This is a genomic window from Mucilaginibacter sp. P4_D1 (assembly GCF_056401935.1).
This window is the reverse complement of sequence record NZ_JBFUIJ010000004.1, coordinates 172,139-186,452: the sequence shown is the minus strand read 5'-3', so window position 1 is coordinate 186,452 and position 14,314 is coordinate 172,139. Positions and strand designations below refer to the sequence as shown.

Here is a 14,314-nt window from a genome sequence, read left to right as displayed (position 1 = left end):
CCGCTACAGGGTGATCCCTATACCTACAATAAACGACTTGTTGTTAGGATAAGCCCCATTATCAACACCCGAGGTAATGGCCGACTGCTCATTACTGCTCACTTCCGGATCGTACCCGGTATATTTAGTCCAGGTAGCCAGGTTCTGCGCGTTTGCATAGATCCTGATCTTCTTGATTGGCGACGTGGAAAGTACCGATTGCGGGAAAGTATAGCCTATACTGAGGCTTTTAAGACGCAGGTATGAACCATTCTCTACAAACCTGTCAGATATGGTTGGCGCCGGGTCCTGGAAAGCGCTGTGAACATCGGTATTGGTATTTGTTGGTGTCCAGCGGTTGAGTAACGTGGTGGTGGCATTGGTGTAACCTGTACCAAGTTCCAATACCGCCCTTTGCTGGTTATAAATTTTATTACCATAGGAGCCTTGCAGAAATACGCTTAAGTCGATGCCTTTATAGGAAAATGTGTTGGTAATACCACCTGTAAATTTAGGTTGGGCGTTACCAAGAATTACCCTATCGGCCACTTGTGTTATTTTGCCATCTCCATTGATATCCTTGTAGTTTTGGCCGCCAGCCGATGTATTGGCGGCCGGGGTAAGTATCGTACCGCCGGCCTGGATTAAGCCATTGGTTTTGTAGCCGATAAATGAACCAATAGGCTCACCAACTTTAAGGATAGAAGGCAGGGACGAATCCGGAATGAACTGGGTAACTCCATTGCCGCCCAGGCTTAATACCTTGTTCCGGTTAACAGCAAATACCAGGTTGGTGTTCCACACAAAACCACCGGTTAGGTTATGCGAGTTTATCCCAATCTCGAAACCTTTATTTTGCACCGAGCCCACGTTTTCATATTGCTGCGGGTTGGTGATGGCAGTATTGGTAATAATGGTTAAACCACTTGTAGCGGGCAATGGCAGATAAAGCAACAGGTTGGTTGTTTTTTTGTAATACACATCGGCCGTTATACTGATGCGGTCTTTAAATAAACCAAGGTCGAAACCAAGATCATATTGAGCTGTTTTTTCCCATGTTAAGTTGGGGTTGTACAGGCTGTTGGGTGCAAAACCGGCAACAGTGGTATTACCAAAGTTGTAACGATAATAACCTAATTGCGAGTATGACTGGTATGCCGGAATATCGCTGTTACCGGTTTGGCCGGCGCTCAGGCGTAGTTTTAACTGGCTGATAGCGGTTACATTTTTAAGAAAATCTTCGCTTGAAGTATTCCAGGCTACCGCTGCCGATGGGAAGGACGCCCACTGATGCCCTGGTGCAAATTTTGATGAACCATCGGCACGCAAGGTGAGCGTTAACAGGTATTTGCTGTTAAAGCCATAATTTACCCTGCCCAGGTATGATTTCAGCGCCCAGATATTTGAGGATGTAGAAGGGGCTATCGCGAAGCCGCTTCCTGATATGGAGGTAATACTTCCCGAGCCAAGGTTATTATAAGTATCATAATCGCTAACAAAACCCGATGCACCGTTGATAGAGCCCTCGGCCTTAAATTGTTGTTGCGTAAAACCAGCCAACACGTTTAATGAATGCTTACCAAATTTTTTATTGTAGGTAAGGGTATTTTCATTAAGCCAGTTATACGAATTAAGTGTACCGACTTCACCAAGGCCAGAGTAACCAGATCCTTCATATACCGAAGCTGGCAAATACCTGTTTTGCTTATTATCAATAATATCTATACCCGCCAGTACCCTTGCTGTAAGATTTTCGGTAATCCTATAATCGCCGGCTATATTGCCCAAAATACGGCTTGTGGTAGTGGTGTTAATTTGGTTATACAGCGTATTGATAGGGTTACCGTAGGTACCTTCAAATATATTTTTGATAAAGAACGATCCATCGGCATTGTAAATGGGCGTAGTAGGCGTCATCAGCAAAATCGCCGGTACTACCCCTGCCGGCGCTATCTGCGCTGTAGTGCGGCTGCCGGTTATGAACGACGATATTTTGAACTTATCATTATAATCGTGCTCAACATTTACACGGCCTGCATAACGCGCAAAGTTGGTATTTTGCAATATACCGTCCTGTTTAAAATAGTTGCCCGAAAAAGCAACCCGTGTTCTTTCGGTACCCGAAAATATTGACAGGCTGTGGTTTTGCGTGTTGCCTTTGCGGAAAGCCGCATCCTGCCAGTCGGTATTGGCATTGTACGGGTTCAATTGAGCTTCCGTTTGGGTTGCTTTGCCGCTGTTTGTCAAGGCATCGTTACGCAATGCTTCCCATTGTGTTGTATTCAACAGCGGTATCGTTTTAATCACTTCCTGCTTACCGTAACTACCATCGTAATTAATGGATGATACACCGGCTTTACCTTTTTTTGTTGTGATGATGATAACACCATTGGCACCCCTTGTACCATAAATAGCTGTTGCCGAAGCATCTTTTAAAACCTCGATGCTTTCAATATCCGAGGTATTGATAGATGCCAATGGATTAATTTTAGGACCATTGGTTACGCCGGCATCCGTTAACGAGTTACTGTTTGACGTTGGAAAACCATCTATTACATACAAAGGTTCGGCAACGGCATTTATGGAGTTTACACCACGCACCTGCACGGTTACGCCGGCACCAGGTTGCCCTGTGGCTTGTGTAACCTGGATACCAGAAACAGCGCCCTGCAAAGCCCTGTCAAGCGAGGGAACGGGTTGCTTTAAGGCCAGGGCCGGCACCGAAGCAACCGAACCGGTAATATCCTTACGTTTTTGCGAGCCATAACCCACAACCACTACCTGGTTTAGCTGAGTTTGGGCATCTTTCAGTTGGATTTCTACCGGGCTGCCATCGGCAATAAACTCTTGTTTTTCGTACCCGGTAAAGGTAATAATGAGTTTGTAAGGGAATTTTTGCCCGGTCACAAAGCTGAATTTACCCTCAATATCGGTTGCTACCGCGTGTGTGGTTCCTTCGATACGTACTACAGCACCTGGCAGAGGTTCTTTGGTAGCGCCATCAATAACACGACCAACCAGTCTGGAATTTATTATTGGCTCCGTTTGCTGTGCAAAGGTTACCAGCGGGGCGGCAATCAGTACTAAGAGCGCGATTATTAAAGTTTTTTTCATGTCGACAGGTTTTTAAGAGATGAAAAACCGGACGACTGGATAACCGCATAAAACGGGGTATATGAGTACTGTTGACGAAAAACGCCGTCAACTACCTGCAGCATAAAAGATGCCGCGGGCCGGGAAAAAGGCAACGCATAGCCTTTCCCTGCTTTCGCAATATTTTGCATAAATTTGAATAGTTAAAATGACACAATTGAAACAGGCTCAACGCCAATCGATCCCTGTTTCGTTGTTTTAATGACTGGGGAAAGGCTTTGCTTTTCCCCTTTTTGCAGTAAGTAATAGTTCTATTTTTTCATGTTCCTTTCTCATTATGCCCGTTAAACAGGCAGATTATTTATTTAAGGGGTATTATTTTTCTTAAGAACACCCGCTCCATCGCACTAATTAGCACTGTATTTTGAGGTCATGCTCCTAAGGCCGGCAACAGCAATTGATTTGCAGATACTTACATCCATACCAACTCCGCATAGTTGGCATAGATGTAGCCTTTGCTGGCACTAATATTATTTTAGTTTTAAGCTTTTACCGGCTGCAACCTGAATGAAGCTTCGGCCGGTTCTATTCCTGGCTCAACTACCGAGTCAGGCCTGTACAACTGGTGTGGCTGCAACGGAACATCTTGCTTAATCATGGGGCCATCCGCAGCAAGCTCGCTACCGGGTACTTTTGATTTAAATATAGGCCAGGCCAGCTGTGCGTACCATTGATCGCCTTCGTAATGTGAAATGCCGTAAGCTTTAGGATACTGGCGCGAGATATGTGCCGTACCAAAAATGATATCCCACAAAAAGAACATGTTACCAAAATTACCTTTGTAATAGCCTACCCCATCATCAGTAGTAGCCGCGTGGTGGGCGTGGTGCGTTGCAGGTGTTGATATGGTACGCTCCAAAATCCAGGCCAATGGGTGTAATATTTTGTATTGATAAAACGGCTTGTCCCAGGGAATACTTGAGTGGGCCAGCGTGGTAATGGTGCCTTTAATACCTTTAACAACAACAGCAGGGATACCTAAACCAAGATAAACCAAAGCCGTTGTTAAGTAGGTTTGCGAAAAGAAAATAGTATAAATGATATTTTGCCTGCTGGCCATAGCCATACCCATATATGACGCCGAATGATGGGTACGGTGAAAACGCCATAACCATGGCACTTCATGATGCAAACGGTGGTACCAGTATTGAGTAAGATCATCAGCCACCGCGATGATAGCGCAGCCCCAGAAAAATGGCACCCAGCTAAAAGAATCTTTAAAACCCGGTAGTATAGCGGGCAATACCTTTAGCCCATAATACGCAACCAGCGGTTTCACTACCAGTTTTGGGATGGTAAAACAGGCAATATCCACCCATTTTTCATTCTTGTTCCAGCGTTTTTTGTAAAGGCCGAATGAAAATTCGAGCACACCGAGCACTAATACCAAAACGGAAAAGCCATAGCCGTTAAGGTTTTCTATTACTTGTTTTATCTGTTCAATCATTGCTTTGTGGTTGAGTATTTACAGTTTTGTTCTTTATAGTGGTTTGTTCTTTATGCTGTTGCTTCTTTTCCCAGGGGCGTTGGCCGGTGATAAAAAAAGTTGCAAACATGAGCACGATGGGTAGTGCGTAAAGCAGCAGGCTGAGCAACGCGTTTTTGACTATCCGTACTTTAGTGGCTTGTTCCAGTTTCATAATCGGTTGCTTTTTGGGTGAATTGTGAATGCTATTTTAGTTTTTGAGCTTCGCTCCAGTAGTTTGCGGGTGAGCCACAGGCCACCGAAAATGATAATGAAAGGTATCAGGGTTACAATGATGCCAACCAATACCTTTTTCCCAAGCAGGGAAACGTCGTTAATGGTCATAATGAAAAATATTAAGTGGTAAGTAGCACCTGATACCGCACAACATTAGTCACGCCGGCACAGGCACCTGTTAGTTAAAAAATGAATTCTGTAGTCAGCGAACCGTGTGTAAAATAACGGGAGCTGGAGAAAGGACTAAATCCTTATGATGCTATATCAACAGCTACAACAAGAAATACAACAGCAGGTAAAAGCAATAGCAGTTGATGGGTAATTAGCAAGGCCGTATTTGGGTAAAAGATCGGGTTGCATGGTGGTTGCTTTTAATGATTTAATTGTTTGTGATTTAATTACAGGGGCAAATATAAAAAAGGATTTCATATATACTACTATTTCTATAGAAATTATATAACATAATTTATTTATTTGCGTTAAAGCCCCTAAAACCATGAATAAGCTTAGCAATTTACTGCTTTTGGCCTGTTGGTATTCGCTCATATTAATCAACTTTTGATGCTGCGATGGCGATGCGGCCCATCCTTCATGATTAACAACGATAAATATTATCGGATAATAGCCATGATGTTGACCGGGGATTCTTGGCATCCAAAATAGCCCTAAACAAAATTGCTTTTTTTTGGTTATTTTGGTTCACAATATAAAACAGCCGGCCCCCTCATGCAATTAACTGACGGAGAAGATTTACATAATGCTGTGCTCCATGCGCCTATTGGAATTTGCATATTAAATGCGGATTCCTTTGTTGCCGAAATTGTCAACAAGAAATTCGTGGAAGTAGCCGGAAAGCCTTACGAAACTATTTTCGGTCAGTTTTACTGGGATGCCTTTGCAGAGGCCCGGCCTTATTATGAGGAGGCCCTGGCGGGGGTAGTTAAAACCGGCGAGGCTTATTATGCAAATGAGGTGGAGTTGATGCTGATCAGGCATGACCGGGAAGAAAAAATCTTCGTTACTTTTGTTTATGCCCCCATAAAAGATGAAGCGGGTAAAGTAAAAAAAGTAGCAGTTTGGGTACTTGAAAATACCAGCCAGGTAAATGAACGGCAAAATATTGAAGCAGCGCGGGCGGCCTTTAAGCGGGAACGCGACCGGCTTAAGAACTTTTTTATGCAAGCCCCAGCTGGTATTTGCATCCTTGACGGCCCCGATTTAGTTTACGAATTGGTTAATCCCGCATACCAGGAATTATTACCCGGCCGAAGATTATTAAACAGGCCACTGTTTGAAGCGTTACCGGAGTTAGTAGGTACTCCATTGCAAGACGTGTTGTTAAACATTTATCGTACAGGAGAGCCTTACCAAATGAACGAGCTGTTGATACCAATAGCCGAGTATGAAGGCGGGCCTACAACCAACCGTTATTTCAGTTTTAATTACCAGGCACGCCGCGATGAAAATGACCAGATTGATGGAATCATGGCGTTTGTATTCGAGGTAACCGGAATGATAGAGGTACAGCAGGATTTGCAACGAGCCAGGGAACAGTCAGATCAGCAAAAAAGGGTATATGAAACAATCACGTCTGGTACACCCGACCTGATATACGTATTTGATTTAAACTATCGCTTTATTTATGTCAATCAGGCTTTGCTTGCCATGTGGGGCAAAACATGGGAAAATGCAGTTGGCAAAGGACTTCTCGAAAACGGTTACGAACCCTGGCATGCAGAAATGCATGAACGCGAGATAGACCAGGTTAAATCAACCAAACAACCTATTCGCGGAGAGGTATCTTTTCCGCATGCTATTTTAGGCCGCCGGGTGTATGATTATATTTTTACCCCGGTAATTAATGAACATGGGGAAGTAGAGGCCGTTGCCGGTACAACCCGCGATATTACCGAACGCAAACAATGGGAAGAATCACTTTCGAACGCTTCGGAAGAATTACAAGCGATCAATGAAGAGTTGGCGGCCGTTAATGAAGAGCAAGCCGCTTCTAACGAAGAATTAACCTCCACTAACAACGAATTGGCGTTGGTTAATCAGCGATTGCACGAGGCACAACAAAAAATAGAGGAAAGTGAAGTGGCACTGCGTTTAGCGATTGACGCTGCCAATTTCGGAACCTGGTTTATCCATTCTGTCACGCGGGAGTTCATTGTTGATGTACGTCTGAAAGAGTTATTTGGATACTATCCCCACGAAGACCTTTCTATTGAGCAGGCATTGGCACAAATTACTGATGAATACCGCCATTTTGTAGCTACTAAGCTGGAAAACGCAATTTATAACGGTGGAGATTATGATGTTATTTATCCTGTGGTGGGTTTGCATGACAACCAGTTGCGCTGGTTGCGGGCCATTGGCAATTTAAAAGCCGATCCTTCCGGCGCCTTTTCGGCATTTACTGGGGTGGTCATGGATATTTCCGACCAGCATATAGCCACAAAAAAAATAGCACGCGCCGAAGAAAGTTTGCGAATGGCCACTGAAGCGGCCGGCTTAGGAACCTATTATATCAACGTGATCGACCGGATCTTTTACCCTTCAACCAAACTTAAGGAATTCTTTGGTTTCGGTTCCGAAGAAGAGGTGCCGTATGAGGCTGCTATCAACCAGATTCACCCGGATTACCGGCAGGCGGCTGCCGACCTTGTGGAAGAGGCGATAACCAAAGGCGTAAAATTCGATATGGAATATCCCATTATTGGCCATAACGATGGCAAAATAAGATGGGTGCGAGGCATTGGAACGGTACAGCAGGATGAAAAAGGCATCAACCGCTATTTTACCGGTGTGCTGCATGAAATTACAGAACGCAAACTTGCAGAGCAGCAACAGGCTGAATATACAAATAAACTGCAAGCGGTTAACGAAGAAATAGCGGCATCAAACGAGGAACTCATTACTACCAACGAGGAGTTAATGGTTATGCAGCAGCGGCTGGAAGATACCAACCAGGAACTGGCCGCCAGTGCCTCGCGCCTGCGCATGGCTATTGAATCAACCAGCCTGGGCACCTGGGATTATAATCCGCAAACGGGGGAACTTTACTGGTCTAAAGAATGCCGCGACATCTATGGTGTGCATCCAGATACACCCGTTACTTTTGCTTTATTTGCTGAACACATATACCCAGACGACCGTGAGTGGGTAGAAAAGGAGGTAGAAAAAGCCATCCATCCTGAAAAGGGCGGCCGGTATGATATTAGTTTCCGGATCAACCGTTTTAATAATGGTGAAACACGCTGGGTTAAGGTACACGGCTCGGTTTATTTTGAATCGGGCCTGGCGACCCGCTTTATTGGCACCGTTCTGGATATTACAGATATGAAAGATGCCGAAAAGCAAAGTGCAAGGTTGGCAGCCATCATTCAATCTTCAGATGATGCCATTATAAGTAAAACACTTGACAGTGTAATCACCAGCTGGAATGCCGCGGCTGAGCGCATCTTTGGCTATCCAGGAGAAGAGATGATAGGGGAAACCATCTATAAACTCATCCCGGAAGACCGCCTTGATGAAGAACCGCAGATATTGGCGCGTTTAAAATCCGGTGAGCGCGTGCAGCATTTCGAAACAAAAAGACAAACCAAAGATGGCCGCCTGATTGATGTCTCACTCACCATATCGCCTGTTAAAGACCCGCAGGGCAATATTATCGGCTTATCAAAAATTGCCCGTGACATTACCGAAAAGAAACTGGATGAAACACGCAAAAGCGATTTTATAGGCATGGTTAGCCATGAGCTAAAAACGCCGTTGACTTCACTGGGCGCCATTATCCAGGTAACCAATGCCAAACTTGGGACCAGCGAGGATAGCTTCCTGGTGGGTGCCATGCAAAAAGCAAACCAGCAGGTAAAGCGTATGACAGCCATGATCAACGGCTTCCTGAACATCTCACGGCTGGAATCGGGAAAGATCCACATCGAGAAGCAGGATTTTGATATGGAAACGCTGATTTTGGATGTGATCGAAGAAGCTAACTTAACCACCAGCACGCATGTCATCAACTATGACCAGCGCCAGCCGGTGCTGCTGAATGCCGACCGCGACAAGATTGGCTCGGTGATATCGAATTTTATAAGTAACGCTATCAAATACTCGCCAAAAGGTAAATATATCGACGTATCCTGTATCGTAAAGGACGGCGAAGTTATCCTGAGTGTTAAAGACGACGGCATGGGTATTAAGCCGGAGGATCTCGACAAAATTTTCGACCGTTATTACCGTGTGGAAACTAACCATACCCGGCATATATCCGGTTTCGGGATTGGGTTATACCTAAGTTCGGAGATTATAGAGCGTCATGGCGGCAAGGTTTGGGCGGAGAGCGAAAGCGGAAAAGGATCCACCTTTTATTTCAGTTTACCGCTGGCAACTTTCTGATACCTTTAATGTGATAGAAACCATGCATCGTTAAAACATGGGATATCAGAATAATTTGACTAACGGTTGTAGTGATATAAAAAAGGAGAGGTTTTACCCCCTCCTTTCTGTTTTTAATTAATAACCTGGATTTTGGTACATCTTAACAGGGTTAAGTTTATACTCATCAAACGGAATAGGATAATAACGGTCTTTTGTGCTAAAGTTAGCTACCTGTGCCAAACCAAAATCGGTTTGTTTTTTGGCTTTAAAGTAGGCTACTAACTCATCGGTAGTAAATGTACGCAGCAAATCAAACCAGCGGTGGTGCTCAAAGGCCAGCTCAACACGGCGCTCATGTAAAATAGCCAGCTTAAGCGTAGGGTATCTCGAAGCGTAATCGCTATTTGTCATTGATACAGCATAGGTTGGCATGCCAGCACGGGTACGCACCTGGTCTAAGAAACTTGTAGCAGTTGCGGCATCGCCCAGGTAATTATTAACCTCGGCAAGCGACAGGATTACATCAGCATAGCGCATCAAAATCCAGTCGTTACCGCCATAGCCATTAACGCCGGCAGCGTTGCTAACATCCCTGAATTTGGTAACAAACCAATCTTTAACAATAGGATCATTAGCGTATTTAACAGAGAAGGTCATTCGCGGATCGCTGGTTTCGTACTCATTGATCAAATCATGGGTAACATTATAACCAGCGCCCGATGATGGTTTTTGCGAGTTGATGGTTTCACCTTTTGCCTGGTTGTTGGCGGCGATTGACGAACTGTAATTAAGATCGCCCTGGATGTTCACAATCTGGAAGATCAGCTCCGGGCAGGTTGTTTTCTTGCTTACATCAAAAACATCCGTATAAGGGATGCTGTTCAACAGGCCAAAATTACGCATGTTGTAAGCAGCCATTAAGGCTGTTTTGGCGTTGTTTAAATTAGTGGTCCGGTTAGCCTGATCTAAAGTAGTGGCCATGGTAAGGTATGCCTGGCCCATCAGGAAATTAGCAGCCGCTTTTGATACCCTGCCGGTTGATGCCTGCAGGTTTGGAAGCGGGCTGTTAACAACATCTGTTAAATCGGCTATTATTTGCTGGTAAACCGCATCTTGCTTTACCCTGAAAGTTGAGGCGGCAACATCGGCTGCAGATGATAGTTGTTTGGTTACCAACGGTACATCGCCCCAAAGCCGCACTAATTCAAAATAAGTAAATGCACGCAAAAACTTCGCTTCGGCAGCGTATTTCAACTTTAAGTTATTATCCGGAAAGCTAACCTGGTCAATGTGCGATAACACCACATTTGCGCGGCTAACCGTGGTATACAACGATACCCAGTGGGCTTTTAAATAAGTATTGCTTGGCAATATAGAAAAGTTGTTGAACTGGAAAGGTTCGCCGGCGTTTGACTGGTTATCGTTAGTACCGGTATCATCTGAACGCTGATCTGTCCACAAATCGCTTCCCTCGCCAACATTGTTACCGCTGCGCATTGATTGATAAATGCCATTTACGGCCAGCAATACGTCGTTGGGTGTTTTATAGCTTGCGTCAACGGTTACCGCGTTGGGGTCGCTTTCATTTAAAAAGTCTTTTTTACAAGACGGGCTTATGGCCACAACCGCAGCAAAGCAGGCAATGGCTAAAAATTTCTTATTCATTTTAATTTCTCTTAAAAAATTTATCAAAAAGTAACGTTTACACCTAAGTTGTATGACCTAACCAGCGGATAGGTACCATAATCGATACCCGGCGCAAGGTTGGCAGGCTGCGTGCTGTTTGATGCGGCACCAGAGTAGTTGTAATCTACATCGGGGTTATAGCCTTTATACTTGGTGATGGTAAACGCATTAACTACACTTGCAAAAACACGTGCCTTGGTAAGGCCCAAAGTGTTTTGCAAAAAGCCTGGCAGGGTGTAACCTAATGTTAAGTTGGTACAACGCAGGTACGAGCCGCTTTGCAGGTAAAATGTTGATAAACGGGTACTGTTACTTTGCGTACCGGCACGTGAAGCACGGTAAAAAGAGCCATCGCCCGGGTTTTCCGCATTCCTGTACCTGTCGGCTACGTTGGCGTATTGATTGCCCGATCCCTCTCCATTATACAGGTAATAGTCCTGTCCATCCAGAATCTGGTTACCGTATGATCCGTTGAAGGCAGCGCTTAAATCAAAGTGTTTATAAGTACTATTTAAGGCAAAGCCGTAAGTAAATTTGGCATATGGCGAACCGATAATGCCTTTATCGGCATCGTTTACAATACCATCGTGATTAGTGTCAACAAACCACAGATCGCCAATTTTGGCGGGATTAGTTTGTGAAGCAGACGGGGCGGTTTTACCTAAATTATCGGCAGTAATTATACCGCCAACTTTAAAGCCATAAAACATGCCTATTGGCTGGCCTTGTGTAGTGATGCTGGTAAGGTATGAGCGCTCGGCACCATTAATGATCAGGGTATTGTTTGACGGCAGTTTAACAACTTTATTGCGGTTTAATGAAATATTACCGCTTGCACCAAAGGTGAAATCCTTATTGTTAATGATCTTTCCGTCTACCTGGAAATCAAAACCGCCGTTGCGAATCTTGGAATCGCGCAGGTTGGTTAGGATGGTGGTACTGCCCGATATTGCCGAAATAGGCTGGTTATACAACAGGTTGTATGAATAACTCAGGTAATAGTTGGCAATAATTGAAAGTCGACCTTTAAACAAAGAGATATCGGTACCAAAGTTATACTGCGAGGTAGTTTCCCAGCTTAAGGTATTATCTTTTATCCCACCCGGATAGGTTGCTGTTACAGCGCTGTTACCATCAAGCACGGTACCTGTGGGTGTTGCCAATGTTTGTTGTATGGCGTAGTTAGGGATATTGAAGTTACCACTTTTGCCCCAGCTTGCGCGGATTTTAACAGTTGATTGATCGCCAAGGAAGTTATGGTAAAAATCTTCGTCGGACAAATTCCAGCCGGCAGCAACCGATGGGAAGTAACCATACTTATTTGCCGGCCCAAAACGTGATGAACCATCGGCACGGAACGATGCGGTTAAAAAGTATTTACCTGCGTAGTTATAGTTAGCACGGCCAAGGTATGATAATAGGGTATATTCACTCTTATAAGCAGAGTTTAAAGCAAAGTTAGCTGCCAGGGCGCCCCTGTTTGATATTTCGGGAATCGCATCATTTTGGAAGCCGTTTGCTTTTACGCTGATATAATCGGCAGAGGTAATTTGCGCGGTGTAACCTGCCAGGGCGTCAAAGTGGTGCTTGCCAATTTGCTTATTATAGTTTAAGGTAAACTCGGCAAGCCTATCAACAGTTACCAGGTTTGAAGCCTGCGCATTAGCGGCCAAAATTGATTGTTGTGAACCCGGAGGGAACGCACCACTGCTTAGCGTGGTTGGGTAATAATAATCATACTTCTCGGTATAGGTTTCGGTACCCAGGTTAGTTTTAAAGTCAAGATCTTTCGATATATGGTATATAGCGGCCGCGTTGTAATGACCACGGTACCCTTTCCTGTTAATTTTAATACGCTCGGCAAGTGCAACCGGGTTTTCAATACCCTGGTAACCATATTGGGTTGAGCCGGCAGCTTCCGCATTGGTGGCTAATGAACCATCAGCATTATAAGCGGGCAGGTAAGGCATATAAATAAGCGCGCCAAGAATTGGGCTGTGGTCAAAACGTCCTTCCTGTGTTTCCTGGTTGGTATTTTGGGTGTAAGCTACATTGGCCGCTATGTGGATGCGTTTGCTTACATCACCATCAATATTTGCGCGGAAGTTATAACGCTGCTGACCGGTACTTTGAATAATACCCGGCTGGTTTTGGTATGAACCACTCACGTAGTAGCGAATATCACTTGACGCCCCCGAAAACGACAGGGTGTGCTTTTGCATAAATGTGTTGCGGTACAACTCATCCTGCCAATCGGTATTTACGGTTTGCTTAATAGGGGTTTGCGTAGCAAAATTATATAAGCCATCGGGGATACTTACGCTGCCGGTGTTACCTACATTGGTTACACGGGTTGCATTCGGGTCAGAATACATGGCATCATTCCAGGTATGGCCGGTGTTTACCCAAAGATCATGATAGGCGTTGTTACGGCCATCTATTACCAACTGTGCAGCCTGATCGGCGTTCAGCAGTTTTACTTTGTGGGCCAACTGGTCAATCCCGGTTTGCACATCGTATTCAAAACGGCCTTTACCCAGTTTACCTTTTTTGGTAGTGATCAACACCACGCCGCCAGATGCACGCGAACCGTAAATAGCGGCCGATGCGGCATCTTTTAACACGTCGATACTTTCCACATCATCCGGGTTAATGTAGATATCATTTGACGGGTAACCGTCGATAACGTACAAAGGATCAGAACTGGCATTGAACGAACCTATACCCCTAACCCTGATTTTTGGGCTGGTATATGGCGCACCGCCGGTTTGCGATACCTGTACACCTGATACCTTACCAACAAGCGCCTGCCCCAGTGAAGGAGATGAAAGATTTAAATCGCTTGATTTCACACTGGCAACCGAGCCGGTTACATCGCTTTTACGGATGGTTTGGTAACCAATGGCTACAACCTCATTAAGCATATTGGCCTGTGGTACCAGTTTAACATTTATATTGGCCTGGTCGCCAACGGTTATTTCCTTTGGCAGGTAACCAATAAACTTAAAAACAAGTACGGCACCTGGCTCTGCTGATATGCTGTATTTTCCGCTCACATCTGTTGATGTGCCTTTATTAGTGTTTTTGATCATTACTGATACACCAGGCAGGGGTTGGTTGGTTTCGTCGGTTACGGTACCAGTTATTTGAATTGCCTGGTTTATTGCAATTTTAATGGGGGTTGCGGCGTTTGAGTTAAACGCGGTTGCCATGATCATGAGGCAGATAAAAGGTTTTAGCAAAAACCTTTCAAAAAGATCACGGGTAATCTTTTTATTCATATTTTTAAAAATTGATTGTTAGGAAATGACAGTAAAGCTTTCGACCGCTTTTTAGTTATTTGACAATTATTCCGGGAGCCGTGTGAATGTTAGTGCATTCACCGGTTTCTATGTTTTATCGCCGGCT

General features: G+C 44.6%; 8 protein-coding genes. 1 reads left to right on the top strand and 7 read right to left on the bottom strand.

Going from position 1 to position 14,314, the window contains the following annotated elements; genetic code table 11:
• Positions 1-3: 3 nt before the first annotated feature.
• From AC1DV1_RS06270 to AC1DV1_RS06250, 5 genes are all read right to left on the bottom strand, one after another.
• Complete coding sequence (locus tag AC1DV1_RS06270; RefSeq protein WP_477356658.1) at positions 4-3,093, bottom strand: SusC/RagA family TonB-linked outer membrane protein; 3,090 nt, start codon at positions 3,091-3,093, stop codon at positions 4-6.
• Positions 3,090-3,263: a hypothetical protein gene (locus AC1DV1_RS06265; protein WP_477356656.1), complete on the bottom strand. Its 174-nt coding sequence runs from the start codon at positions 3,261-3,263 to the stop codon at positions 3,090-3,092. The genes AC1DV1_RS06270 and AC1DV1_RS06265 overlap by 4 nt, the downstream gene beginning before the upstream one ends.
• A gap of 350 nt (positions 3,264-3,613) precedes the next feature.
• The gene (locus AC1DV1_RS06260; protein ID WP_477356654.1) at positions 3,614-4,579 is read right to left on the bottom strand and encodes a sterol desaturase family protein; all 966 of its coding nucleotides are present in this window, start codon (positions 4,577-4,579) and stop codon (positions 3,614-3,616) included.
• A complete protein-coding gene (locus tag AC1DV1_RS06255) occupies positions 4,572-4,772 on the bottom strand; it encodes a hypothetical protein (protein ID WP_477356652.1) in 201 nt (66 codons plus the stop codon). Before AC1DV1_RS06255 ends, AC1DV1_RS06260 begins: the two co-directional genes overlap by 8 nt.
• Complete coding sequence (locus AC1DV1_RS06250; protein WP_477356649.1) at positions 4,769-4,942, bottom strand: hypothetical protein; 174 nt, start codon at positions 4,940-4,942, stop codon at positions 4,769-4,771. Before AC1DV1_RS06250 ends, AC1DV1_RS06255 begins: the two co-directional genes overlap by 4 nt.
• Before the next feature lie 618 nt (positions 4,943-5,560).
• Here AC1DV1_RS06250 and AC1DV1_RS06245 point away from each other — a divergent pair.
• Complete coding sequence (locus AC1DV1_RS06245) at positions 5,561-9,238, top strand: PAS domain S-box protein (protein WP_477356647.1); 3,678 nt, start codon at positions 5,561-5,563, stop codon at positions 9,236-9,238.
• A gap of 117 nt (positions 9,239-9,355) precedes the next feature.
• Here the strand turns inward: AC1DV1_RS06245 and AC1DV1_RS06240 are convergent, their stop codons facing one another.
• Entirely contained in the window at positions 9,356-10,885 is a 1,530-nt protein-coding gene (locus AC1DV1_RS06240; RefSeq protein ID WP_477356645.1) for a RagB/SusD family nutrient uptake outer membrane protein, read from the bottom strand.
• A gap of 23 nt (positions 10,886-10,908) precedes the next feature.
• Entirely contained in the window at positions 10,909-14,187 is a 3,279-nt protein-coding gene (locus AC1DV1_RS06235; protein ID WP_477356643.1) for a SusC/RagA family TonB-linked outer membrane protein, read from the bottom strand.
• Positions 14,188-14,314: the final 127 nt, after the last annotated feature.